Raw genomic sequence first — 25246 nt, 5'->3', positions numbered from 1 at the left:
CGTGCAGATCTAATTCCGTGTGTGCCATTTTCCGTTCTCCTTGCTTTTCAGCAAGATAGGGGAATTGTCGCAACGCAGTTTAGAATGTGCCTGCTCAAACAATCAAAAACGCAGAAGCGAAATTATGTTAAAAGAGAAAACATGATCTGCTGATCATACCGCATGAAAGGCAGCTGTCCGACATCGTACGCCAGCAGCAATGGCTTCCGCCAATGGCATTGGGAACTTATCCGGCAAATCTGCTAGTGTCCTCTCCAAGGCGGGCTCAATCTCAGAGGCGATGCCCGCCAAGACCTCATCCGCCAACACCACACCAAAACCTGCCGCTTTCGCAGCCTGTAGGAAATGACGCGGCACCACTTCGTTGATCCGGTAGTGTCCGTCGATCGCCATCGCAAGACGCATCCGATTTTGGCGAATTTGACCGTCATCTACGGCTTTCTGGGCGCTCAGCACATCATAGAGCGGGGTCATGCGGAATCCGCCCGGACGCAATGCAATGCTGAAATTCTTGGCGTGCCCGTCTGTCGCTCCCAAGAGCCAAAACAACACCTGTGTGCGAAAGAACGCGCGCTGATCTGCCTCGGGGTCATCACTACCCGCTAGCAACCCGACGCCTTCTGTGATCCCCGGCCCACCGTCCATTTGGTATTTCTGGCTAGGCGGGACTGAGAGCGCTTGGCAAAAGTCTTCCTGCGGGAGGCGGATCAATCGACCATCCTTGGCCCAACGCCGATCAAACCGTGTCACAACAAGGCTTCGCACGTCCTCGAAGTCGGCAATCTCGACCTCCGCCACCTCCATTCCCATGACGCGACAAAAGCTCATGCAGAAATACTCGTTCTCGACACTGTCGGATAAATCGATCCCTGCGGGCAGAACACCAAGCTGGGTTTTGAGGATATGGGTTGTAGGGGTGAGCCCGGACGGGCGGATCCACGCGCCATCGTAGCGCAGTAGCGCCGTTTTCTCCTGCGCCCCTGCTATGGAAATGCGGAAGTCGTCGTCTGCGTCCAAGCCAAGGGGGGCGCTCGCAAGGTTGCGCAGCATGTCAGCAATCTGCGCCTCAGATACGGGCTCTCCCTCGAGCGCACCAGCCTCGGGCATCTCGCCCGAAACGAATTGTAACGCCCCCACGCAGTCACGCCCGATCTTCTCCAGCATGTGCCACGCGTCCGTGCCGCCTGCGCGTACCCGAGCGGCAACGCGCTCACGTATTGCCTGATTGTCCGGAAGCAGATTTTCCAGATAGGCAATGACAGGGCCGCCTTGATGCGCTTCTTCACGCAAAGGCAGTGACAACGAGATGGGCATGGCGTGCTCCCACGACAGCCAGTCCTGATCGTAGGCAAAGCTGATCGCCCCCGATCCAGCAAGACGCAAAATCCCCACCAACCGTCCGTTCAGGAGCACCTGCATCAGGCCGCTACGCCCGTGTTTGGCCATCAGAAGATATCCTCGATCTCAAGCGAGCCACCGCGCTCCACCAAACGAAACTCAAGCCCAAGCGCAGCCATGACGGCGAGCACCGTGGCGAGCTTGGTTCCCGCGTCGCCATTCTCGAGCGACGAAATCGTCGCGACACGCAAATTCGTGCGTGCGCTGATATCGCTTTGGGTCCAGCCGCGCGCCTTGCGCGTCCGGCGAAGTGCCTGGCCGATCTGCTCAGCCGTTCGCGCCGTGAGATTCATGATGTGGCTCCTTTTACGGCGCAGCGTAAATCATAGCAATTTACGTTTCAACGTAAAAATTAGTCTTTTACGCTACAGCGCAATACACTGGATGCGCTCAAGCTTGCTGCCCCGCCGCGCGGGCCTGTTTCGGCCCTCATTGCAGGATATCGTAGATACTTGAATGGCTTGTCTATTCCATTCGACAACCGCTCAACAAGCTGTGCACGGTGCGACTGTGACTATTTTGACTTTTTATCATGCGATCTCTCAAGCGTGTCCGGGTCAAAGTAGTCGTAATCACCTTTCTTCAGCTTCACGACATCGTCCGGTGACTCCAATGCTTCAATTGCTTCGGGTTTTGGCCTTCGAAGCTCCGCAGCGGGCCGGTGCAACAACCGGGAGGAAATTGCCGCCATCAGCTCAATTCCAGCTTCTGATGGCTTCGGAAGCGTCAGGCGTCGATCTTCAGGATTCTGGGCCAGGTCAATCAGTCCAAGACCCTTTCTTTTTGGGGTGCCATCCGAGAGGAAGGAAATGTGCCTCGGGACATTGGAAATGCCAATCGACGAGGAAATCTCCCGCAAGGGTTGACCTTCGAAGCCAATCTCGAACTGCTTCAGGGTCACATACAGCAGCACGCAAAAAGATCCCAAAGACAATCCCTGCGAGCGTGTAGTAATCTCGTGAAGCGCTGGCAGAATCGATTGCTTCAGATGCTCAGCCAACAGTTCTGCTCGCTCGTCAGCATCCAACGTCAAAGCGCGGTCCCTTTCCGCGGATAGCACATAACGACACGCGATGGCTTTACCGGTCCGTGAGGGCACCACAAAGCTCGAACGACGCCCCTCCTCCCTCTGTCGCACAAGCAAGTTCAGGCCTGGATCGGACCCCTTGCCATCTGCCAATTGCGCAATTTGGTGCGTGGCCTGCCCGTATTCGATTTCAGCGGCTTCGGCCACCTCGCGAAACCCCATGGCCCGTGTCGACGCAGCGACAGTCAGCGCGGTCCGCATTTGGCCGATGGTCAAAGTTGGTTTGAACCGGCGAACAGCAAAGCAAGCCTGGCAAAAATTGGTGAACTCCGGCGACTCCCAGTCAGGAGACTGCGTTGGAAGAAAGAAGAAAAAGAAGGCGGAACCTCCATGCACAATCTTTTGAAAGAACTTTGGGACGCTAGCAGCCATTTTTTGCGGATGAAAGACTTTTTTCTTGATTGCAATTTGCGGACGATATACATCAAAGTCAATCGACCGCAAACTTGTAGTGAGATGTCGCCTCGTTCGGGGCTCATCGCCACACCAGAAGTGCGCAATCGAGCAGCAATAATTCGCGAACGCTCATCGCGATGAAAAATGAAAGATAAAAATGAGAAACTTCGACTACCTAAAGAACGTGCCCGTCGAGCTCGTAGTGGATCCTGAGGCCATCCGGCTCTTTGATCTCAGCACCGAACCGGAGGAACCTGCCGTCGCCACCGACGTCTATGATGGCACAACATGGCTCAGCGATGGGTGGAAAGTCAGTCGCTTCCTGAAAACCGCTTTGCACGCGACAACCGCACACTTTCCCCTGCTAACAGAACGCCAATGGATGATGATCCTGAATACGGCAATACCAACGCCGTTTTTTGAAGAAGACTTGGTGGCAGGTGAAATCCATCGTTTGGCCGCGAGCATCGCGGAGAGCTACGGTATCAGTGACACCCAAAACGTTGACCTCAATGCCATTGCAAACCTAATGCCCGCCGAGCTGATGGCCGTGTCTTTGGCCGTCAATCGGTGTTGGGACCTCTCGAAGAATTGGACCAGCCTGCGTCAGGTCTTGTCAGATACGTCCGGAAGACCGGAGGAATCCGTTTTTTCCGACGATCCTGATATCGACGATTTGTGGGAGGTCCGGGAAGTCTCAATCGATGGTAACAAGTTCGTCGTCGACCTCCGCTATCAGGGTGGCGAGACGGCCACTTGCCACATCGAGCTGCTTTCAAGCCATGAATTTGTTCTCAGGAACATGGAACTTTCCAGCAAACGCCCCCTTGTTCCACCGCTTGAAAGGAAAGAGGGATATCTATTCGGACTTGCGGCGCCGCATATCTACGAAAAGCTCGACGAGATGAATGGCGAACTCGCCGATGCAACGTAGAAAGTCCGCCCACGCGTGATTTCGTTCGGGTGCCACGCGGCCAAATTGTCGCCTGGCTCTGCAGAGTAGCCGAACGGTCTGGCAATTTGTCGCTTCAATTGATGCGACAGACCAATCCACCGGAGAAATCGACGAAAACGCGTTCCCAAATTCTCTCACCATTCTAAACAGTATAGAGGTATCAATGTACCTGGCAGACAAAATGCGCCTGATCAGAGACGGACTGTCTTCGGCTGATCGAAAGGCTTTTCCCCGCGGCTTCGTCGAGTTCAAGTCGAAACTCGCCGAAACCATTCTGGACAAAGCCGAGCTCTTCGCCTTCAATCCCAGTGCGCTTTTGATGGCGGGCGGTCTCAAGATTGACGCCCCGGGCGAACTACATCGCGTTTTATACACAGTCCTTTCCGGTCCGCCACGAAAATTCTGGCTTGAAGCTGATGGGGAGATTAGGGCTAAAGCACTTAACCCAGTGCGCAACACGCTCATTCGACCGCTTGCGTCCGAAGAAAGCGTGCCCTCCTTGTCCGGCATTCTTGTCGATATTCAAGGGCAAGGCAGAGCTACTTTCCGGCCGGTTTGGTCATTTACTGATCCCAAGGGGGACTCAACCCGGCAAGCCAAGAGAATGCTCAAAGAAAGCAAACGTGCTGGCTTCACACGGACCAAACTGCAGGAGCAGGCCTTTTTGGAGTTTATGCGGCTCAATGCGACTCCAGGGTTTTCGACGATCAGCGTTTCTCACGAGGCTAACTATCCCACTATTGATGAATTTGCCGCCCGGGTTCGAAACGGCGAGAAATCCGCTGTCTCGCATTACAATGGGTCGAAATGGCAGAGCACGAGTGGCGTTTTTGGTCGGAACCTGACGGAACGTGACGTAACCCACATTGCATGGTGGAGCTATTGCACCGCGCAAATGGTACACCCTGAAATCCGTCATACCAGGGAAGACGAACTCTACATCGCAGACCTGGTCGAGATTGGCAAAAGCCGCAGCCAAATCGAAAAGGAAGCCCAAAACAATTGTGCGGGCGAGCTGACCAATATCGCAGCGATGCTGTCTGTTCTGGCTGCGGGCAAACTTCCCATGAGTGAGCCGGTTCTCGGCACTGTCGACCGCCCCGAACGTTCTGCGCGCGTAAAGTCACCCAACCTGCCAAAGCATGTTCACCAAGATCGGTTGCGCGTCATTTCGATGAATGTCAGTGATCAGAGGAAAATCGCAAACGCTTATGTAGGCTTTGATCCGGGTGTAGAACGGAGTGACCCGAAGAGGGCAAGGCATTTCGTAAACGGTAACCTTTTCAGGGGACGCAACGGGGTGATGACCTGGCGTCGCCCGCATTGGCGCGGATCTGAATTCAAGGACTCGTTTTAACGCGGGTTACCTGACACTAGACGGAGCTCGGTTTTCTTGTCCTATCAGACGCATGACTGGATACTGGCTTTCGAACGGACCGCATGGCAGTCCTGACGATTTGGTCTCGACATGGGGCGGCACAGACGTGACGGAAAGAAGCGCAACTGTCGCCGTCCCTTCTATTCCCCGAAATCGATACCTTTGCGAAACCGGCACTGTAGTGCCCCATGAAAACAGGGAGAGACACATTGGCGTCGCCGATGAAAACGAGAAGGATACCTGTAAGCAAACATTTGTTTGAGACAGAATTTGAGTTTCGTTTGTGACTCCAAGCGGTTTCAGTTGATGTAGCAAGCAAGTAGACATGTCACAGTTTCCAGAGAGCTTTGCCAACAAATCCCGGCTTCGTCCAACAAAGGCTCAAGCATCAAATCCAGCGAAACAGGTGGCAGGTGCCTCTCCTCTAGCACTACTTAAATGATCGCTTAGGCCTCCATGCCGTCAAAGGCTGAATCGTCGATAATGTGTTCAAATGCAAAGCAGGTTATGGCATCGTACGATTAGGGGCGTCGTTCCTGCCCCGACCCCGCTGTCGGGCATGTCGAAGGCCAGGCTGGAACGGCAATACTCGAAACTCTTATTGACCTCGCTGTCCTGGAGGTCAGGAGCCCGACCCTGATCTCCCTTGGAGTAGGATCCGATGTCATTGTCTTTTACGCCGACCGCAAAGTTAACGCGGGACCTGAAACGCCTTGCACGAAAGCAGAGTAAAACTTCGTCCATATCAGTTCATACATGCCTCAACGATCTGGCATTCGAAGAGCTCAAACAGGTCGATAAGTTACTGTTTACACAACATGTCACGTACAGAACTGGGTCGGATCGCGATCCAGATCTTGCTTTTTTGAAGCCCGCCAATGCTTGGGAACTTCTCATAAGTGAGAGCTGGACGCTGGATCTCGACGCCAAAGAGCTGCGATCTCACCGCCCACAGGTTGATCGCAGTCAAGAGACAAGAATACCTCCCGTTATCATCTCATGGGCTGCAGATCTTCCCGACTGCATGACTGTCCCATTCCCCGAAATCGATCAGGAATACGGAATAAGTAGCGGTATCCTAAGAGTCTTGCCGAGGATCGATAGACGAGGGGTGGGAGACTATCCTGTTACCGTCCACATCGGGGGTTACTACGACAGCTATGTTGTTTTGGATGCTTCTGAACGAGACCCGCTGCGATCTAAGCACGACATTGCACGCGCAGCTGGCCTGGTTCGGCTCGCGCGCGATATGCGACAGTGCAGTAAAGACATATCCAAGAGCATTTTTGTCGATGCACGGGCCGATCTGGAAATGCAATGCGCGGATCTTGCGGGCCCAAACTTTGCGCCCTGCCTCTTTATGAAAGGCCAAGTGGACGGAGTGCCCGGCTTCTTAGCAGGGTATCTTAAGAAACCGATAGGACCATTTAGCGATATTGGCGTGGACCTTCTAAACTTGGATGAAAGGGAGCGCTTTTCTATCGCCAAACTGTCTCTCGAGGCTTGGAATTCATTGGTGTCGGGGCTGTCTGAACGTCACTCTCTCCTGGATGAAATGCATGGAGTGAAACTGGCAATACCTCTTCTCGGGAGTGATTTCCGTCGTGTTCGAAATGCTATTTTTCACGACAGATACGTTGGACCTAAATACGTTCATGAAGAACCGTCCTGGATCGTGGACCGCGTTCCCAGTCCAATGATGAAAGAGGTGGCGGCGATCACCGACGGGGCAAGGCCGGGATGGTGCGCTGCGACGGAACTCAGACAAGTGTGATGCTTTTGTGCACTCACAATGATGGTGAGTTGGTCACAGTGAACTGAAGCGAGCGACATGTGGTGCCAGAACACGCGCTTTGGCACCAACTTTCCTTGATGGCCCCGACCCTACCGACCTATTAGCTGCTTCTGCCGCCCTGGACACTGGATGTTCAAGGCCATGCGGCAACCAAACAGTGATGCCGGTTAATACGGTCTGTTTGCAAGAACGACATCTTCCACGTCGTAACAACGCCCCCATGAAAAGGTGAGTTGAAAGACAAGGTCTTTTTGGCAGGCGCAGAGCTAGTCTCTGCCCAATCACCCCTCGGATCGGCAGTTTTTTGCCGAAATTTTCCCCGAAATTTTGATCTTCGGCAAGCCGATAGATGAACGCAACGAGCAGTCAACACCCTTGATGAAGGATTTGACCTGTTTTGAGTGTTTGGCTCACCTACGTTGATCCTCGGGAATTCTAAGGGCAATTTTTTGCGCCCACCCTCCCCTCAACAATATCCGATTTAACACGTTGTTATGTCTAAGTTTTTCTACTTGCCACGAGGATTCCTGAGCGGCTATGCGGAGGACAAGTGGCGTCAGATCGCACGATCCGACACCGTGAAAAGCAATCACCTGCGCCTCTGGTTTGGCGCAAAAAAAAGGAACAGATATGAACCATATCAAAGTCACTACCAAGCCTGTCGAAAACGCTGTCTCCGCACTCAACAGCCAAATCCAAGAGCTATTGGAACTTAAGACAAAGCTACTCTCAGAGATCGGTAAATCCGCAGTAAGCTCCGAACCAGAAACATCCCCAATTTCGACCAACGGTGAGACAGCATCTCGATCCTTTTGCACCGCAGACCGCCGCGCAACGGAGCTTGAGACGAAGCTCGAACAATTGACAGAAGAGCGCGAGCATCTCGAACGAGCTTTGCTTCACCCACTTGCTGAGCACCTTGATGCTGTCAACGGAAACGCCATCACTTACACTCTCTCCGAACATGATGTTCTTTCGCTCGCTCGAGGAACAGAAATCCTTTTGGACGAAAAGCAAGTGTCGAAGAAGAACCGGGTTGGCGCGGAGGTGGAATACCGGCCTGGAGGCAAGCAAGCTTCCAACAGCTACGCCAGAAAAGCAGGCGCGAGTATCACGACCCGTGTAAAACTACGCCGCGTGACTGACGGTTGGCGGTTGGTGGATGCGCAACGAGATCACTGTTTTGTCAATCAACCCGATTTCAAAGCTGTTCGCGTTCCTCCCGCGGCTCACGCTGATATCGTACGAGCCGCAACCATGGATGTCACAGTGTTGGAAATTACAAACTAATCTTAAGGGGCATAAACCGTCTGCGTTGAGCCTAGTCAGTTCCATCTAATTAGCGGTTCAGCTCGGGCCAGTAGAACAACGCTCCCTTACCCCAAAACCTCAACACTTTTCTCAAGCGCCGTCTGCAATTTCGGCGACGGGAGAGGTGTGCCAAAAGGAAAGTAAAGACTGATGCAAACTCATGTCCACTGCGACCAAAATCATATAGTCACCAAGAGAAACCAAAACTTACTCAAGACGCTCGTCCTTGTGCACCCAGGCAGCCTATTCGGGAGCGGCGACTATACCGCTGGATATGCTGCTCGCAGATGCCGAGAGAAAATCCGGAACCGGCTTTTGAACCATGTAGGACAACTTATTGTCATCGATGGGTTCCTTTCCGACGAGATCACGGAAGAATTTGAGGACGCCATCTACACGGGGTTCAATAATGCGCTGACTGTAGCCCATCGAACTGGGGCATTAGACTCCGTATTGGCTATGCGTTTGTGGGGTTGTGATATGGGAGAGCCACCCTTTGATGAGTGGGAAAGCTTTGGCAGTGAGTGTTTGCCGCGCGTATTCCAGCGTCAGGAACGCGCTGCCGAGTTTCTGTGTCGGCACCTTAAGTCTCAGGAGATTGAGGTAACAGGAGCCTGGGCCACTGAAGATGGACATTCTGGTTGTGTAAATTCTGTAGCTGAAATTTTGCGTGACGGCCTGCCCGACGCCAGAGTCAGGATTTCCGAAACAGCGCTGTTTGTTGAATACGGCTCTAGACTCGGCCCATTTACCCCGTCGTTCAACCTAGAGCAGGAAAGGAACGGTCATGGCAATTCTTGAGGTCGGTCCAGTCAGAGCTTTCTTCATGTTGGATCTCTCCACAAACCATCTGCCTCTCCAAACCGTTGAGCAGATCAATCGCGGCGAATTCTACAGGGATGTCTACCTTCAAGGTAAGTACAGTTTCTTATTTTACATCCCGTCACGCGATCAAGGCGGGAATATCCAAGCTGAGCTTTCGAAATGCCCCTGCCCCGGGTTCCGCGCCGCGCTCAAACTCGCGTGGAACTGGAACCTGAAGTTCATCATGTATGACAGTGATGCGGAAATTCAGTACGAAATCCCAGAATTGCCCATATATGACTGGGACACTACTTAGAAGCTAAAACGCTTGCTGAGTAACATGTTGACGAAACTTGATTCGAAGAAAAAGTCGATTCGAGTATTGAAAAATTTTCTTGGCTTGTAATGTCCCAATCTCAAGCCAAGGATTTTATCCGCTGCGTTGCATTTCAATCGCAGTCATATGGATTATCAGTCAAATATTCTCTCAAACTATTCTTACCTTGAGGGCAATGTTTCTAATCTATTCTTCTAGAAATTTATTTTATCCCTTTGCCCAAAGAATAGCTTTGAAATCACTCCCTAATTGCCATAATCAACGCTTTTTCCTATTTTCCAAGTTTCGTGTGCACACCGGCTTGCTTTCGAAAAAAACTCCGACAAACCATGTAACTAAGTACCATCACACATTGAGGAAAGGAGCCAATCATGAAACTTGGAAACTACTGTTTGGATTGTGAATTCACGATTGAAGACAACATTGAATTGGAAGAATGGGTGCGTAATGTTCACCGAGATACTGGAAATGACATCCCAGAACATGGAGAATTCAATATAGATCAAATTCGTTTTGCGGTAACCTGTATATTGTCAGGAACAAAAATTCCAGGTGCGCGTTTTGACTCTGCACTCGGCCATATCGAAGTTTATTCGAGTGGACGTATTCGAACAAGAGTGCGATGAATGACTAAAAACCCCGGGTCGCAAAACCCGGGGCTATTTGTTGGCCGCGCAAGCACGTTCAATCATGAGAGCTAGATCGATTGAACGCCTCAATACAGTCACAGTACAGCACCATATCATCGCTCTTCTGAAATGCCCCTCAGCACGCGGAGTTCAAGGCGTCACCAGTGAAACGAACCCACGCCTTAACCTGAGCTTAAAAATCGTTAAAAACTTGTAAACGTTCACGCATTCTAAACTTGCGGCACGCTTTTCACCTGCCTAGTTCAATTTGTAACAGCCCACAAAAGGGCTTGACCGATCTGCCATTTCGCTCGGCCGCGCACTGGTATGAGAGGATACAAAAACGAGAGAGCAGAAGAATGACGTCCAAGATCAAAGGCACGTACGATCACATCCCATCCGTTTTTGCGCCAGTTCCGGCCTCACCCGACGCAGCTGTCAGGCGACCTGACCTTGTGACCGGCCGAGAAACGGCACGGCGGATGTGGCAGCCTTAAGCAACGAAAACCTCCTTCCCATACCACTTCAGGACGATGCCGGCTCTGAGCCACCTGTGTATCCGGCGCTTGAGCCGTACCAGGGCAAGTCGGCGCGCCAGCGGGCCATTGAAACCATCGTGGCTTTTGGCACACCTCGGATCATGTACCTGGGCGTCAACAAGGATACTATCGGGCGTGTATCTGTTCGCAAAGAACCGCACTGGCAGTGTGAGCACCACAAATACATGAGCCTCAATGTCGACTTCGCAGAGCGCCGTAAGCGGCGTGTGATCGTGATCGACATCGATGATCGATGGGAGGATGATGTCTGGCAGAAACTAACGGACCTCATCCTGGATGGAGAGATTCCGATGCCAGCTTTCGCCTGCACCCGATTGGTATCGAGAGGGGAAGAAAGCCGGCGTACCCGCGCGCATCTCGTCTACCCTCTGCAGTTCCCAATCAACGAAGGTGACCAGAAACAGAAGTTCTTCATGGATGTCGTTTTGGACCAATTCTACGACGTCCTCGAAAGCCACAGCATTCCTGTTGACCGACGTCAGGGCGTCACATTCAAAAACCCAGCGGCCCATGTCTGGGATGTTCATTTCTTTACCAATCATCGCCATAGCTTGCGTGATTGGGCGGAAATGCTTGGCATCTCGGACCTGGAGGAAGAAGAGAAAAAGGCAAAGAACATTGCCCGGTACAAAAAAAGAATGGCGCGCCGCGCCGGTCGAAAGTCCGGCATTACCGGAGAACGCAACCTTGATGTGTTCGAACTCGCCCGGCACAAATGCTACGCAGCCAAGGCTCGATGTGTAAGTTACGAACAATTCCATATTGTTGTGTCCGACATCGTTCAGGAAACACACGATGGGATGAACTTCCCCAGCGCGCTGTCGTCCAAAGAGATTTCACAGATTACCAAGTCCATCGCCGAGTGGACATGGTACAAATATGAGGGCAGCGACTATTGCGACCGCAACAGGGGCGCCTGCTCAGACCTTCTCGAGTTTGGCATGGACCGCCAGGATCGACAGAGGATTGGAGCGGGCTATACGCACGACAGACGCGCCCAGAAAGCGCTCGAAAAGGTCAAGACGGCTTATGACCAACTCAAAGCCGCAGGAGAGAAGATCTCGGTTCGTACACTCGCTGGTTCTGCGGGCGTTTCCACCACCACGGCTCAGAAGTATCGCAGGGTTGTTGAAACGGGTGCGAAGATCGCGTCTAAAGCTGTTGAGTTTGCAAATGAAGTTAAGGCGGGCCTAGCCAAGACGAGCCAGGTTACCGCAGAGAGCCCTCCCTTAGTTGAACTGTATCACGATGGTGCATCAGAGTATCCCCAGCGGGAGCGCCCCAATAGCCCTCCCCTGGCCATAGATATTGGGACTCTTATAGAGGGTGGTTCTAAACAACATACCGGCAACAAATCACCGCGAGTCAGAAACTGGTCCAGACGTGCAATTGTTATCCGGCGGCCCAAAAAACGGACTCACAAACCTAAAACATCAAACCCTTATAGCGTTCCGAATCCCAATACTGGCAGGCAACTTAAGCCAACTCGTTCGGATTCTGATCATAGTGGTTTGGGACTCAATACATCTATCCAAACAAGCAAGCTTATAGGAAGGACCACTGTCCAAATCAGATTGAATGGAAACTCAAAGGGGCGGTCACCTCCCTTGGCGTGACACATACTAGAAGACCTGTATCGCGCTAAAGCAAACGGTATGAGATTGACACTTTCGAGCAAGCCAACCCACCTAAACTTGATGGACCCTAAGCTATGTGGTCACCTGCAATCCTTTAGTCTGTCGGTCTTTATGAAACCTACTGTCATGTATTGGACAGCGACCGCTCGGGCGCTCAGCATTCGAAACCCCATTGGAGTGCGAATTGGTTACCACGCTCAACATTCTGGTTACTTTTACAATCAAGAAATTGGTTACTCATCTCCAGAATTTGTTTTCTTTTGGGAGGAGTAATGGGTAGAGCACAAAAGATTTGGTTTCCACCAGTACCCCATAGTTGACCGCAATCTATTAGAGCGGGCTTCAGATGTCGGTCCTGGCACAACTGCTTACCGAGTGTGCAAAGAGCCGGCGGGGGTCACATCGATTTGTCGACATACTGATGCTTCGATACACTTGAATGTCCCCCCTCCCCTTGCCCTCAGTTGACAGTTACTCCTTCTAGGTAACTGCTCAGAAGGTTCTCTGGGTCCAACAACGGCGCGACCACCAACACCTATATTTTTGTCGCCATTCGAGAAATTCGAAACACAACTGACAGCAGTTGCAAATCCAGCACAAAGGCACGCGACTTTCCTGTAGTAATAGATACTACAACTTGCAGTTGATGCCCCAAGCAAAGATCGTTGTCCCGCCAAAGTGCTGCCGGAACCCAATCGGAGCTGACCCTCCTACCGGCGGAATTCCAGGAGGGCGCGTAATGTCTGAAGCTGAAGCCACCATCAATGTGGTCGACTACGACAACATTCAGAAAAGCGTTGAGCTCGAATTGGGTGAGACCCCACTGGGCTGGTCGGGGATCGTGACCGAGCTCTTTGAGCAGATCAAAGCACGCAGTGACGAGCTTGGGATCGAGTACCCAAAGGTACTCCAGATCAAGGAGAAGTTTGGCGAACTTCGGATCTACTTCAGCAAGGCTTCCGAGGATGAACGCATCCATAACTGGGTCACAGCTACTATCAATAAGGCAAACCAAAGCTGCGAGAGATGCGGGAACGTGGCACGCCCTCAGAATTTAGGGAGCTGGATCATGACGTTATGCTGTTGGTGCGCGCATGAAGAAGCGGCCAGGCGGTTCAATGAGCACAAACGCCGCTATTTCCGCCGAACGGACGCCCCCGAGCACCTTACCTGTTCGGTCTGTGGCTACGTTGGACATATAGACCGTTCCGATGACAGGTGGAGATGCCCCTGCTGCGTGAAAAAAGGCTGGTAAGATCCGGGCGGGTTCCACGCCGCTCACGAAACTCATCGCCTCATGTGGAGTGACTTAAGAGCTGGTCTCCCGCTGTCTCAAAGAAGACACGGAAACTTCAAATCAGTTCGCGCCGACTAAGAAACTGGACGTTCTGGCGCTCTTTGTGAAACCAGAATCACCTGCCGATTCTCACCTTAAGTGGGGAAATACACGTGCCTGATACGGTCGGAAGGCAGCGCCTCTCACAACCCATGATAGAAAGTTCCCGGAACTACGCGGTGAATCACATCGTTTTGCACGCTTCATGTTGACACGATGCCCCCAGCAGGTGCAGCTTCGCTCCATGACCAACACACGCATCCGCTGCCAACGAATATCGGCTTAAGTCGATACCCCACGCGAAATACGTGGGAGGCAGCATTGGTATGCGGGCGGGGCTTATACCCCTGTGATAGCTCCAGATAAGAGTGCACGAGTCGGTTCGATTCCGACGCCTCCTACCATCCTTTGGAGGCATTCCATGTCACAGAACCCCAATACAAATGAAGACCTTAAAAGACGCCTGAAGCTCTACGCCAACGACGAGCTTCTATCGGAAGTTAAAACGCGCATCGAGACTGGTGAGCTGAAAGAAACGCTTCTGTTCCATGGCGCTACAGGTCGGATGTACTCAGACGTTGGAAAGGAAGATAAGCGCCTTCTTCCTCCAGATGCCATTCTGCGATTGGTATTCCCTTTGCACGAATTCGACCATGAAAGTATCAGGCATCGAAACGTCGCTGAATGCCTGTTCGACTTACCGGACGAACACTTCTCCGCTCTGAAATTGACGGTGGCGGCAGAGACAGAAAAAAGCCTGCATCGTCTTATTGCTGCGCTGGAGGAAATCGCTTCAGAGCAAGCATCCGAACCCCCTAGAACCGGGAATCCGGCGGATGAGTGACACCTTCGACTACGATGACATCCGCGGCTCCGTTGAGAAGCATCTGGGAAAAGACAATCTGGGCTGGGTTCGGATTGTCACTGAGTGCTTTGAAGCGATCAAGAAGCACTGCGACCGGCATGAGGAAAGCTATCCCTCGGTCGGCCAGATCAAGCAGAAATTCGGGTCGCTTCGGATCTACATGGATGGGACGCAGGAAGACACGTTCATTCAACTGCGGTTGCAGCAAGCTATGCAGGAAGCAGAGATGTCCTGTGAGCGGTGCGGTAACGCATCCACAGTTCAGGTCATCGCTGCCTGGCATGTAAACCTGTGCTGTTGGCATGCGCATGAGGTGGCCACTGAGCGAATGGAGACCTTTCCCACGGTGCGTTTGAATACTCGCGCTAAGCGAGATGCGCTTCAATGCCGAAGCTGTGGCTATATCGGCCAAATTGCCTGGGGTGCTTCGGGTCACCGATGTCCTGCGTGTGTGGCGAAAGGTTGGTAGCCCGATGAGTGGAACAACCTGGGAAGAAGATGAGATCTTTGCGCTGGCTGGCTTCTGTCATGACGAGGCAGACATCCTCCGCCCTGTTTTGAGCGCAGCTAAGTCCCGTGCGTCCTGGGAAATCGTAAAGAAATTGATTTTGGAAAGAGCCAGTGCTGAAGATCTTCTCAAGGTGATCAATCAACGATCTGAAGAAACCGCAAGGTTTAGCGATGAGCCTGACAACTGGCGGCAGACGGAAATTGAACGTTTGAGGGAAATCGATCCTGCTCTCGCCGTCTTCGCCCAGGACACGGTGGAACAGATGGCGAGCCTCAAGCGCTGGAAAGAGCTCATGGGCCTTATTTCCGAACGTCATGCTGCCGATATGAGCATGGAAGCATCTCGCGTAGAGAGTGAGAAAGCCACTGCTGCTCGGTATCTTCTGGACAAGGCGGACTTTGAATACCTGCCGCGCACGCTCCGAAACGAAATGCCGGAACATATCAAGCAACTCACAACCTGGAGCAATCAATTCGCCCGACTGGCCTCACTTGATGAGTTGAACGAGCTTCGTGCAGTTTCCCAAAGGTTCCCTCATTGCAACTTCGTCATCGAAGGGATGGCCCATGATATCGAGTGCCGATGGAGCATCGGATCTGACATCCTTCATATCCAACCCACCCTACTGGTTGGCGAGCCCGGCGTAGGCAAAACAGCGTTTGCAAAGGCGGCTAGTGAGGCGCTCGGTCTTTACGTGCAGAGCGCAAATGTCGGTGGAAAATCGGAGAACCATTTGTTTGGCCTCTCCGTCGGCTGGAGTTCGGCGCATGCAGGGATCGTGACGGAGGCTGTGGCAACGGCACGCGTCCTTAACCCAATGATCATCCTCGACGAAATCGACAAGACGCACTCGGGTCGCAACGGAGATATCACTGGCGAACTTCTGGCGTTGCTCGAGCCCTCTGAGGCTAGGAGATATCGAGAGAAATACCTGGCGGCTGACGTGGATGCCTCACATGTGAGCTGGGTCCTGACGGCAAATGATTTGAGTGACGTACCCGCCCCTCTTCTCAGCCGTTGCACAATCTATGAAATCCCTCCTCCGGCACCGGAGCAACTACCTGCGATCATTCAAAGCCTGGTGAGCGAATTCGCCGATGAGTTTGGGTTAAGGCCCGAGTTCTTTCGGCTGGATCTCGGCGACATCGAAGCTTTGGTGGTTACATACGAGCGGCACAAGTCAGTGCGGGTTTTGAGACGGCTGGTGCGCGGCCTTCTGCATCAGAAAACCAAAAACCACGCATGGAACTAGTGCGGGCCCGCGAAAGCCCAAGCCTGCGGACACACCAAAATAGGAAAGACGAAAATGCTAAGAGTTGTTGTTTATGTAAACCGTACGTCAATCGCGGAAGCCCGGGCTGGAAACATGAGCGAGCTTGCGGATATCTCCGATTACAAGGTCAGAGTATTCGAAGACGAAGCACCGCATCTCGATATCCCGGCTCAGGATGTGAGTGGCTGGATCAAGGGGCACACACGCCGCAGCAGCGTTTGGTATCTGGTTCGAAAAATCGCGGAGTTGGCTGTTCGGGAGATTGAAGCAACGTCTGACAATGAGCACGATGTGTCGCCAGATGGCACCCAGCAAAACGAGCAATGAAGAGTACCGGGGCCGGTCTCCCGTCCTTCTGCACCATAGCAAACTACTCGCGCTGGAGGACGGGCTTGTTTGCAGAATTAGAGCCTCTCCTGAAGAAGCGCTCGCACGCCCGAGAACTGGCTTTCCGAGCGCGATGAAGTACTATGCAAAGTTAGCCAATTGCCCGAAAGCGTCGGATACAGAGGGGAATGGGAATGTCGGAAGAAGGTCCCAATGAAACTACCGAAGAATTCGAGAAACGTTGCGAGGTAGACGCCATCACGGTGGCCTTTCTCCTCGTCAAAGCAGCTCAGTTCGTCTCAGAGGACGGGCTAACGCGAAAAAGCATGAGCGCGGATGAGTGGAACAAACTCGCCCCCAAGCAGGTCTAGAATGAAACCTCATTGCCGGGGTGTGCTCTCCTTTCCTCAGTAGAGAAAAGCACAAAAGAGAACCCCCCTATTGAGAAGGATTTCGAGCCTTGGATCAGGACTAACGTGTTTCCAGCGCTGGTCGTGAAAGCAAGTGCTGCCTCTCACCGCACTCGAGCGCGCTTCTAAACAAGACAGTTTCACTGATTGCCGGAAGTTCTGAATTGGGACAGGGAGATCATGCTGGGGTGCTCAGGGTAGAAGCCGGCGCGTCAGCTGAAACTAAGAGCACAGTCACGACCCGGCTGGCCCGGGATTTGCAACCTGGACATACCCTCGACGGCGCTTTTGTGCCTCGAGTTTTTGGAGCGCGTCAGCTGCTTGAGCTTGGTCGTCGTAGGTCTCCATCATGGCCTGCCCATTTGTGCCAATGCGTCCCCAGGTCCGAAGGACACACACTTCCCCAAACAGCGTCGGTTGCAACTCTATTCCATAGAACCGCGCCATGTTGACTTCTGGGTCCACGTGGATCAAGTGGACAGGTGTAGTCGCTGATAGCTCCATGCCTCCATTATCATTTGATGCCGCCTATCTGTCCAATGACATTGGAATATCCATTCAATTGGAACGATTCAGAATTAGAATGGAAGCGAACGATTATCCCCACTGCAGTGTGTAGGTCTTTCCACAAGCCGCTGTTTAGTATTGGGAACTAATCCTTCTGCTTCGTTATATCGAATCGTAATGATCTTCAGCCCTGACCGGGACGCGGCTACTGAAATACGCACAACGGATTTCGTCCTGTTTTCTTGGAGATACCGGCCTCGAGAAACTCAAGGTCAACAGGAAACTTGGAGAAGTGGCGAACTGAAGACCGCGCCACAGCAGATTGTAACGACGGCAGACGCCCCACATCCCGCCACAAACGGGTCGCACAAACCTTCTGCGATATTCAGTTCAAGCCAAGACGGACTGACTTAACAGCAGTCACTCCCTTTGACCTTCAAGCCCAAGACAATCTCTTTGACGCACACGCCATCGATATCCTGTTTGATTCCCAGACAATCGGCCAATTTTTGGGCCTGGTCGGTACAGTCGTCAGGTTTGCCACCGGCGCGTGAACCTAGGCGCTTGTCTTTCAAATCGTTGAAGGGACGTTTGATCGATGGGTCCAGCCGATAGGTCATTCCGCCGACCGGATTGTCATCATGCAGGACTTCAATTCGTATGTCGCGGTCTTTAATCGCCTCGATTTCGTCGGCGGTAAAGTTATTGCCGGGATGTAGCTTCAGGAATACCTCGCGCCGTTCACCGGACTTGAGAACCACCCCTTCGCGAAGACCCTCGATCTCCAGACGCCAGCCCAGTTTGCGCAGTATACGGGGAAGGGTGATGTCAAAAGTAAACCGCCCGCGAGCAGGGTTGGGGTTGCCGACAAAAAAGCTGATCCCACTCAAACCAGCCATTAGCCCATCCTCGCCGCCTCCGCCGGGTACGAGATTCACGTTGCGCTGAGCGACGTTATTGTCATTGGGGACAAGCCGCCATTCGGGGATTGTTTCGCCTGCGGTAAAATTGTCAATATTGGCAGGATCGCCATCCGAACTGACAACCATCAGAACACAATCATGACCGTGCGTATTTACGTTAGGCGTCCACTCGAAGGGGCCAACCAGAACTTCTTCGGAGTCATTCGGATCTAATGTACCGACAGGCAATTGCGCTGTGGTTAGCGGATCGAAATCCGCTGGCCAATTCAATCCGGCACCCGGTTTGGTGTGGAATCCCCGAACAACGACATTTTGTGCTTGCGAGGTGCCCCGGTTCTTGACCTTGCAATACATGTAGTTTGTCTCGCCAAGAGCGGCCTCTTGGTGGCTGTGGATGCCATCGGGATCGCGCCGGTTCCAAACGTTGGGACACGCCCAATGGACACGCTGGAATTCGTACCCACCGGCCCGACCGTCATCGATATACACATCAAATTCAGGCGGATCACCTGCTGTGGTTACACTACCGCTGGTGGCATTTGTGATCAGCGGTGTCTGGTATTCACCCTGTTGTTCAAAAACCCACCGGACGACCTTGGAATAAGCACCGCCGAAGACCCCCTCTGACGTCCAGTTCAGCTGATCGGTTGTCATCATCTGGGCGGCGAAATCTCTCGCGTAGTCGGGGTCAGTCGCAGGCGTCAGATCACCAATCGCGCGGATGATCAGGTACATCGCCATACGCGATGCGAACTGGCGGCGACCCAGATTTGGATGATCTCCGCCAATTGAGCGATAGAAGTTGAAGAGCGTGGTCAACAGTATTTCTTCTGACCCGTAGCCTGAATTGTCGCGCGATCCACCCCAGGCCCAACCGGCCGCCACATCCCTATCGGCGCGGCGGTCCAGCGACGGGTGCCACGGCACGTAGGTAAAGCGCAAATCGCCCGGTTTGTTGACGGGTGTTCCATCAACGCCCCAGCATTGACTGTCGGGATCGAAATAAATCAGAGACAGCGAGTCACCGGCGCTGTGCGTGAAATTCATATTGGCGCTATCGACCGCTTCATAGAGAATGCCATGGCCGAGAACTTCATGCAGGTGAACCCGAGGATCGCAGGCGCGGCCCAAAGGATTGGCGGTATCCGTTGTGTCCATCAAGCCATAGCCGACATGATCAATCCCCCCCATACCATCACCGACACAATGGGCATTAACGATATTGAAACAGCGAATATCGACGGGTACCGGGAAATTGGTGTTGGCCATATAAGTGGTCACATTGAAACCAAGGTCCTCAATGGTCCGGAATATCCGGTCGACGTGGAAATACCCGCTGGTCGAAGCAAAATTGTTAGTACGCACATCGTAATCGAAATCCGTGCCGTTGCTTTCCACGGGCGGCGCAATATTCGCACCCTCTTCCTGACCGACAAAGGCCCAGGTTCCGGACAGGTTCTGATTGCCCCCGCTTGGCGCATCAAGATTTTGCAAGACCACATCGTCGCGATGAGGATTGAGCGTCATCGAGTCTGACGTGCTGTCCAACGACGTGTCTCCGGTTTTGGTGATCGGATCGTTTTCAAAAACCAGACCATTCACACCTGCGAAGAAGGGCTCAACATAAAGAATAGAGCTTGTTTCAAGTTCCACGAGAACGCGCCAGATATGCTTATGACCGCCATGCGCCAACGCAAAGGTCACCTCGGCCACGACATAGTCCTTGCCGTGCTGAATCGAGTCCGGCACAGCCGGAAGCTTGAACGGCAGGTGCAGTTGACCGTGCACTTCGCCGCCGCCTTTCGGGTCTTCATGCACGTGGTTGTCCTGATCGGGGTGCTGATGCGCATCCATGCTCAGGCGTCGCTTTGCGTCGTAGCGATAAATCCAGAACCTGCCCCTGATAATCCGGGATCGAGACACAGCGGCCGCTTCGCCGTCATCAGAAGGTTTCAGGAACTTCGTGAGAAACTTGGCCTCATCCGGCGCGCTTTCGGCTTCTGCCTCTTTGGCTTCAACCGCCCGAAGCGAGAGATCCTGGTTCGCCTTGATGGCGCGCTGGCCGAGACTGCGCTGATTGGCAGACAAAAGCGCTTTTCGTGCGGCATTCAGGACCCGAGTTGACGGTAGGGTGACATCGACATCGTGCAGGCTCGTATCAACGGATGCCACAACACGGTTAGGCCCCTGCTTGACTGTCACTTTCATGCCTTTTCGCCAGACGGGTATATTGTGTACGGTCTGATAAAAGCCGAAGACCCCGGCATCGAAATGGTGTTTTTCTTCGCCCAGACGGTATTCTTCACCCTGCTCTACCGGATCGACATAGCTTACTTTGGTTCTGGCGTTGTCCAAGCGTCTGGTCGGGACTTCATAGGTATCTGCAAAGCTCCGAAGATAGGCGATCGCGGTATCAAGCGCACCTCCGGTGCGATTTGGGCTTTCCCAGTACTCGTCCGAGTGTCGGATTGCACGGACCTTGGCCTTGGCATCAGCTTGAATATGTGCGCGAAGGTCGGAACTGTAAAATTCCTTCATGACTTGGTGCTCCCTTTACCGGTTGATTTGGACTTCCTTCTGCTCTTTCTTTTGGGTTGTTCGATGATGCGAACAGAAACCGTAATGCCACCGACGATGGTGCCGTCTGCATTGCGCTGCACCAGATCGACATCCATTCGGTCTCCGGGTCGTGTTGTCTTGGGGGCGACCAGACGCAACCGGGTGCGGATGACTTCACCCGGGCGCAGACCAAGTTCGATCCCACTGGCGTCATGATCAGAAAAGGCAACCGCAGACGCGCCGTCTTTTGATTCGATCAAACGTGCCGTCAGCGGTGCCAGTGGGCGTTGAAACACTGGCTGTCGCCCACCTGCAGGTTGTTTCGCCCGCATATCAAGTTGAGAGCCAGGGGCAAGATCAAGGATCATGTCATCCCCATCATTTGAGGCGACCCCCAGAATCTCAACACGGGCCTGGTCGATGAACCGAAGCGAAACGGGAGAAGGACGTCTTTTCACAATCGGGTCTCTTTGGATATTTCTGGCACGCATTGCTGCGTTGGCCAAAGCACGTGGTACATGACCTGTCAGATGTGCCTCCAACTTGGGTCCCCTTCGGGATTGCCAGAACTCCAGTATCGCAAACTGATCCCGCAGCACGGTACGAGCGCCGATGGCCACCATCATTTCAGCTTCGCCGCCCGCTTCCATTTCGATGATCGTCAGGTTTTTCTGGGCAAGGTTGTTTGAATCCCAGACATGCGCAGGGGTCGCGATCGCGTCGCCGTTTATGATCGCTGCAGATGTCCAGCATGCATGGGTGCCCTCAGCCGGCACCTGATCCGCTGGCCAAACCACCTTTGCGACGGTGCTTTCACCGGGATCAACCTGTGTGCCGGTCAACGCTGTGTAAGGCCAATAGTCATCCGGATAGACGAACTGAGTACCCGCCCACTCTTGAACTTTGTGCCATATCAATACGTTGCGCGCGATGCCGACGCCGCGGTTGTAAACTCTTGCCATGAACCAGTTGTCTTGCCCGGCGATTGGGTTCTGATGGCTGGATGCATCATCGTTCTGGTTGCGGACCCACAGATCGGGCGAGTTCCAGAATGCGCCGCTGGAGGGCTCATCCCCGTCATCGCCGGTATTGTCGCGCATGAAGACATCGATAGCCAGCGGCGGGAACAAATCGAGCAATTCATCCAGCGTTTCGATGCACTCACCCGAAGCAGATGTGCATGAAGCCCCGAATGGCTTGTGAATGGCGCGCCAGCCCAGCGTTCGGGCGGCCTCGATGTGATCAAGTGTCTCGGTCACAAAAACCGTCTGGCTATTGGCCGATGTATGCCCGGCTTTGGTCAACGCGGTTTGGAATATCTGCGCATCAGGTTTGTAGATCGGTGGACTAAATTCCGAGCTAATAGTGATCACGTCGAAGCGAAACTCCTCCAGACCATAATCCGTAAGCTTCAGACGGACATCAGCGATGGTCGTCCCCGGAGACTGATCAGACAAAAGGCCGATGCGATAACCGCGCAGCCAAAGTGCTTCGATTGTTACAACGGCATCAGCGAACGGAGTCTTGTCGCCGGTTGGGCCAAAAACCAGTGTGTTGCCGAGATCGAAATAGATTACCGGAGCGGGCATTACTTGGTCTCCCTTTTTAGCTGGTTGTTCAAGATGATCGTAAAGCCACCTTGCATGCGGCCTCGGTCATTGAACTGCACGACATCAAAGTGTTGGGGTTTGCCTTTGGTTTTTGGCATCTGAAAGCAAAGATCGAACCCCAGGACCTCACCCTTGTTCAATGCAATGTCAAAGCCGCTCCGGTGACCGGGATCGAAAGCAATGGCCAGCTGCCCACGCGGATCTTTGGTCAAGTGTATTTGCGCGGGTCCCTGGCGGTCATTGCCCTGATGATCGCCAACAATCAGGCATGATCCGTCTGCCGCGCGTATCTGCACGGTGTCTGACAGGTCAAATCTTCTGGACGCCAGATGAAGGGCCAAGGGTCGCTGTTTCTTTCTGCGCGACGACTTTCGATCCTTTGCACTGGAAAGCAGCGTTTTGATCCGAGCCGGGTCTTTGTGTGTTATCAATACCTCCAGTTCGGGAAAGGCACGTGGACGATGCAGTTCAATGCGGGCAATCTGGCTTGTTGGGCTGTGGCGACTGCCGATCCGAAACGGGCGGTGTTCCCATTCATCCGGGAGTTCGTCAACGACGGTCATGTTTCTTTGTGCGAGAGTGTCCTCTTCCCAGACATGGCGACCCGGAACAGGTCTGTCATCAGCACACCAAACCATGGCGAGAAGACAACCGTGCGTACCCTCTGGGGGAATATCAGACGCGGGCCATTTGGTGCAGACAATCTGGCTTGCACCCGGGGCAAGATCAAACCCGACAGCCGCGCCTGTCAGTGGAAACCAGTCACCGGGATATTCGAACTGTGTTCCAGCCCAGACCTGCATTTTCCAACCCACTACAAAAGAGCGCGCTGTCGCCGAACCACGATTGGTGACGCGCGCGTAAAGCCAGTTGTCCTGACCAGCCTCCGGGGGTTGCGGGGTTGTGCCGCCATCAGGGGAATTGCGAACCCAAACATCGGGTGAGCGCCAAAATACACCCGTATAGGGCTCTGCTCCGGTGTCATCTGTTGCATCTCGCAAATGGAGATTGGCAGAACCCGGTAGGGCCGTGTTCCCGCCGTAAACGAACCGATCAAAAATATCAGCTATCGCGAAGCTGCCGGATCGCCGGATCAGTTCGGCCTCAACCAACGGAGTCGAGAAATGGCGTCCTTCGCGTGTATTGTAAATGGCGGCCATATGGCTTTGCAACGGCGCTATACCAATCTCGGCTGCGATGCCCGAAAACACGTCCGATCCATGCCCGTAGGCTGCGCCATTGGTGTTTCGGCGCCATGGATCATTCTGCCACATGGCAACCGGCGGGTCGTTTATGTCCAGCGGCACCGCATCCGGTGTAGTGGTCATATATGTGGTCCAGGCTTCGTCCAGCCACCCATCCTCACCTGTGGCCGGGACCAGACCACGGGCCCACCAGCTGTGAAACACTTCATGTTCCAAAGCCCCGATACGGCTTGTCGTCGCGCCATCATACTCCATCGAGTGGCTATTGAAGGACGTCAGATAAGCCACATAGCGGTCACCGTGCATGTAGGGACCGATATCCCCGTCCATGTCCGTCAGAAAAGACGCCAAGGCCACTTCGGACGAGTTGAGATTCAGGGAAGCGTCAGTTGCTCGTTTTGTCAGTTCAAGCGCGACCGGCCCACCAGATAGATTGACCGTTCCGATCTGCTGAGTGATCTCGCTATCCGCTTCGATCATCAACATGTGAGAACACGGCGCGAAATGCGCCGGAAAGGCGACCGTCCACGTGTTCGACCCATTTTGGGTGATGGCGCCATTGGAAATCAGCGTGTGAGCTGCCGCGCCGGTCAATGCAATATCCAGCGTGACCGGAAACTGGTCAAACAGCAGGTTTGAAGGCAACCAGCTTTCCAGATACCTGGCCGGGTTCAGATCAGACAGATGGAAGTCAAACGAAAGTGCGCCCGAAGGCAACCAAATGACATCGCGCGCATTGGGCGATTGCGGTTCTTGAAGGGCGTAAGCGAGTGTCAGGACGTGGCTGCTGCCGGCCATCAGATTGCGATTGATGATGCGGAGCGCGTGATCGTTGCCCGGACCAAAATCGTGGTGTGCCAGATCGCTCACAGCGATGGAACTGCCATCAAGAGTGGCCGCCTGAATGGTCTGTCGAATATCGAAAATCGGGAACCCGCTATGGGGACCAACATCAAACTCCATCACCGCCGAAGCAGTTGCCGTCTGCGTTGTCGCGTCAAATTCAAACAACCCGGTAACGTTCGTAATCCGGATGGGAACGGCATTGAACCCATCTACAAGTTTGGGCGCCGGAACATGCAAAATTGCAGTCATCGGAACTCCTGAAATACGAGCGATTCCGAACCCTGAAAGCCGATTGATCTATGTTGCAGGTGTGCAGCGGTAATTGATGCACAAAGCGAAATCGCAATTGATAAATATGCTTTACCTTACGTCAATTTTGCAAATTTAGGAAGACAAAAGTACCGATAATTTTTTGCGAGCGGCAGGGGACGACTGAACCACAAGTGATGCTTACGGATCCGGCCTAGTACAAAAACACGGGCTCAATGCCCAATGCCGCGAGCTGGTTAAGCATGTTTGTCGCGCTGTGTGTACAAGCCATTTGACAATCCAAGATTTTGAGAAAAAGCATCACGTTAACACCCGTT

At 53.2% G+C, this 25246-nt stretch carries 21 protein-coding genes and 1 tRNA gene; 15 read left to right on the top strand and 7 right to left on the bottom strand.

What is annotated here, in order from left to right:
• Positions 1-153: 153 nt before the first annotated feature.
• The 3 genes from ACR0EV_RS23745 to ACR0EV_RS23735 form a co-directional block, all read right to left on the bottom strand.
• On the bottom strand, positions 154-1446 hold the full coding sequence (locus tag ACR0EV_RS23745; RefSeq protein WP_480802370.1) for a type II toxin-antitoxin system HipA family toxin: 1293 nt from the start codon (positions 1444-1446) through the stop codon (positions 154-156).
• Positions 1446-1691, bottom strand: coding sequence for a helix-turn-helix domain-containing protein (locus ACR0EV_RS23740; protein ID WP_480802369.1), 246 nt, complete (start codon positions 1689-1691; stop codon positions 1446-1448). Before ACR0EV_RS23740 ends, ACR0EV_RS23745 begins: the two co-directional genes overlap by 1 nt.
• A gap of 221 nt (positions 1692-1912) precedes the next feature.
• The gene (locus ACR0EV_RS23735) at positions 1913-2929 is read right to left on the bottom strand and encodes a hypothetical protein (RefSeq protein WP_480802368.1); all 1017 of its coding nucleotides are present in this window, start codon (positions 2927-2929) and stop codon (positions 1913-1915) included.
• A 109-nt stretch (positions 2930-3038) separates the two neighbouring features.
• On the opposite strand from ACR0EV_RS23735, the gene ACR0EV_RS23730 reads away from it, so the two are divergent.
• The 15 genes from ACR0EV_RS23730 (at position 3039) to ACR0EV_RS23660 (ending at position 16970) form a co-directional block, all read left to right on the top strand.
• Positions 3039-3815, top strand: coding sequence for a hypothetical protein (locus tag ACR0EV_RS23730; RefSeq protein ID WP_480802367.1), 777 nt, complete (start codon positions 3039-3041; stop codon positions 3813-3815).
• Between the two features lie 340 nt (positions 3816-4155).
• Positions 4156-5193, top strand: a complete 1038-nt coding sequence (locus ACR0EV_RS23725; protein ID WP_480802366.1) for a hypothetical protein — start codon at positions 4156-4158, stop codon at positions 5191-5193.
• A gap of 682 nt (positions 5194-5875) precedes the next feature.
• Positions 5876-6988, top strand: coding sequence for a hypothetical protein (locus ACR0EV_RS23720; RefSeq protein WP_480802365.1), 1113 nt, complete (start codon positions 5876-5878; stop codon positions 6986-6988).
• 651 nt (positions 6989-7639) lie between these two features.
• Positions 7640-8299, top strand: a complete 660-nt coding sequence (locus tag ACR0EV_RS23715) for a hypothetical protein (RefSeq protein WP_480802364.1) — start codon at positions 7640-7642, stop codon at positions 8297-8299.
• Positions 8300-8635: 336 nt separating this feature from the next.
• The gene (locus ACR0EV_RS23710; RefSeq protein ID WP_480802363.1) at positions 8636-9121 is read left to right on the top strand and encodes a hypothetical protein; all 486 of its coding nucleotides are present in this window, start codon (positions 8636-8638) and stop codon (positions 9119-9121) included.
• A 25-nt stretch (positions 9122-9146) separates the two neighbouring features.
• Entirely contained in the window at positions 9147-9440 is a 294-nt protein-coding gene (locus ACR0EV_RS23705; RefSeq protein WP_480802362.1) for a DUF5983 family protein, read from the top strand.
• A 392-nt stretch (positions 9441-9832) separates the two neighbouring features.
• A complete protein-coding gene (locus ACR0EV_RS23700) occupies positions 9833-10087 on the top strand; it encodes a hypothetical protein (protein ID WP_480802361.1) in 255 nt (84 codons plus the stop codon).
• Between the two features lie 487 nt (positions 10088-10574).
• Positions 10575-12266 carry a hypothetical protein gene (locus tag ACR0EV_RS23695; RefSeq protein ID WP_480802360.1) on the top strand — a complete coding sequence of 564 codons (1692 nt, stop codon included), beginning with the start codon at positions 10575-10577 and terminating at the stop codon, positions 12264-12266.
• A gap of 760 nt (positions 12267-13026) precedes the next feature.
• Positions 13027-13542: a hypothetical protein gene (locus ACR0EV_RS23690; RefSeq protein ID WP_480802359.1), complete on the top strand. Its 516-nt coding sequence runs from the start codon at positions 13027-13029 to the stop codon at positions 13540-13542.
• Positions 13543-13933: 391 nt separating this feature from the next.
• A tRNA-OTHER gene (locus ACR0EV_RS23685) sits at positions 13934-14027 on the top strand.
• 17 nt (positions 14028-14044) lie between these two features.
• Positions 14045-14467: a hypothetical protein gene (locus tag ACR0EV_RS23680; RefSeq protein ID WP_480802358.1), complete on the top strand. Its 423-nt coding sequence runs from the start codon at positions 14045-14047 to the stop codon at positions 14465-14467.
• Positions 14460-14957: a hypothetical protein gene (locus tag ACR0EV_RS23675; RefSeq protein WP_480802357.1), complete on the top strand. Its 498-nt coding sequence runs from the start codon at positions 14460-14462 to the stop codon at positions 14955-14957. The genes ACR0EV_RS23680 and ACR0EV_RS23675 overlap by 8 nt, the downstream gene beginning before the upstream one ends.
• A 4-nt stretch (positions 14958-14961) precedes the next feature.
• Complete coding sequence (locus ACR0EV_RS23670; RefSeq protein ID WP_480802356.1) at positions 14962-16251, top strand: AAA family ATPase; 1290 nt, start codon at positions 14962-14964, stop codon at positions 16249-16251.
• 54 nt (positions 16252-16305) lie between these two features.
• Positions 16306-16599 (top strand): hypothetical protein, encoded by a 294-nt coding sequence (locus ACR0EV_RS23665; RefSeq protein WP_480802355.1) that lies wholly within the window; start codon positions 16306-16308, stop codon positions 16597-16599.
• Between the two features lie 194 nt (positions 16600-16793).
• Positions 16794-16970: a hypothetical protein gene (locus ACR0EV_RS23660; RefSeq protein WP_480802354.1), complete on the top strand. Its 177-nt coding sequence runs from the start codon at positions 16794-16796 to the stop codon at positions 16968-16970.
• Positions 16971-17243: 273 nt separating this feature from the next.
• Here the strand turns inward: ACR0EV_RS23660 and ACR0EV_RS23655 are convergent, their stop codons facing one another.
• From ACR0EV_RS23655 to ACR0EV_RS23640, 4 genes are all read right to left on the bottom strand, one after another.
• Complete coding sequence (locus ACR0EV_RS23655) at positions 17244-17513, bottom strand: WGR domain-containing protein (protein WP_480802353.1); 270 nt, start codon at positions 17511-17513, stop codon at positions 17244-17246.
• Between the two features lie 413 nt (positions 17514-17926).
• Positions 17927-20977, bottom strand: coding sequence for a hypothetical protein (locus ACR0EV_RS23650; RefSeq protein WP_480802352.1), 3051 nt, complete (start codon positions 20975-20977; stop codon positions 17927-17929).
• Complete coding sequence (locus tag ACR0EV_RS23645; protein WP_480802351.1) at positions 20974-22587, bottom strand: HAD family hydrolase; 1614 nt, start codon at positions 22585-22587, stop codon at positions 20974-20976. The genes ACR0EV_RS23650 and ACR0EV_RS23645 overlap by 4 nt, the downstream gene beginning before the upstream one ends.
• Complete coding sequence (locus tag ACR0EV_RS23640; RefSeq protein WP_480802350.1) at positions 22587-24908, bottom strand: hypothetical protein; 2322 nt, start codon at positions 24906-24908, stop codon at positions 22587-22589. The genes ACR0EV_RS23645 and ACR0EV_RS23640 overlap by 1 nt, the downstream gene beginning before the upstream one ends.
• Positions 24909-25246 lie beyond the last annotated feature (338 nt).

It is taken from the genome of Ruegeria sp. CF8 (assembly GCF_056537285.1).
The sequence above is the reverse complement of the archived record's forward strand: the minus strand, read 5'-3'. Positions and strand labels throughout refer to the sequence as shown.

Bases quoted from the DNA above. Each gene is read 5' to 3' on its own strand.
- ACR0EV_RS23680 (WP_480802358.1), top strand. From the start codon at position 14,045: ATGTCACAGAACCCCAATACAAATGAAGACCTTAAAAGACGCCTGAAG.
- ACR0EV_RS23655 (WP_480802353.1), bottom strand. From the start codon at position 17,513: ATGGAGCTATCAGCGACTACACCTGTCCACTTGATCCACGTGGACCCA.
- ACR0EV_RS23640 (WP_480802350.1), bottom strand. From the start codon at position 24,908: ATGACTGCAATTTTGCATGTTCCGGCGCCCAAACTTGTAGATGGGTTC.
- ACR0EV_RS23730 (WP_480802367.1), top strand. From the start codon at position 3,039: ATGAGAAACTTCGACTACCTAAAGAACGTGCCCGTCGAGCTCGTAGTG.
- ACR0EV_RS23660 (WP_480802354.1), top strand. From the start codon at position 16,794: ATGTCGGAAGAAGGTCCCAATGAAACTACCGAAGAATTCGAGAAACGT.
- ACR0EV_RS23725 (WP_480802366.1), top strand. From the start codon at position 4,156: ATGGCGGGCGGTCTCAAGATTGACGCCCCGGGCGAACTACATCGCGTT.
- ACR0EV_RS23700 (WP_480802361.1), top strand. From the start codon at position 9,833: ATGAAACTTGGAAACTACTGTTTGGATTGTGAATTCACGATTGAAGAC.
- ACR0EV_RS23720 (WP_480802365.1), top strand. From the start codon at position 5,876: ATGTCATTGTCTTTTACGCCGACCGCAAAGTTAACGCGGGACCTGAAA.
- ACR0EV_RS23740 (WP_480802369.1), bottom strand. From the start codon at position 1,691: ATGAATCTCACGGCGCGAACGGCTGAGCAGATCGGCCAGGCACTTCGC.
- ACR0EV_RS23715 (WP_480802364.1), top strand. From the start codon at position 7,640: ATGAACCATATCAAAGTCACTACCAAGCCTGTCGAAAACGCTGTCTCC.
- ACR0EV_RS23675 (WP_480802357.1), top strand. From the start codon at position 14,460: ATGAGTGACACCTTCGACTACGATGACATCCGCGGCTCCGTTGAGAAG.
- ACR0EV_RS23665 (WP_480802355.1), top strand. From the start codon at position 16,306: ATGCTAAGAGTTGTTGTTTATGTAAACCGTACGTCAATCGCGGAAGCC.
- ACR0EV_RS23690 (WP_480802359.1), top strand. From the start codon at position 13,027: ATGTCTGAAGCTGAAGCCACCATCAATGTGGTCGACTACGACAACATT.
- ACR0EV_RS23670 (WP_480802356.1), top strand. From the start codon at position 14,962: ATGAGTGGAACAACCTGGGAAGAAGATGAGATCTTTGCGCTGGCTGGC.
- ACR0EV_RS23705 (WP_480802362.1), top strand. From the start codon at position 9,147: ATGTTGGATCTCTCCACAAACCATCTGCCTCTCCAAACCGTTGAGCAG.
- ACR0EV_RS23745 (WP_480802370.1), bottom strand. From the start codon at position 1,446: ATGGCCAAACACGGGCGTAGCGGCCTGATGCAGGTGCTCCTGAACGGA.
- ACR0EV_RS23645 (WP_480802351.1), bottom strand. From the start codon at position 22,587: ATGCCCGCTCCGGTAATCTATTTCGATCTCGGCAACACACTGGTTTTT.
- ACR0EV_RS23650 (WP_480802352.1), bottom strand. From the start codon at position 20,977: ATGAAGGAATTTTACAGTTCCGACCTTCGCGCACATATTCAAGCTGAT.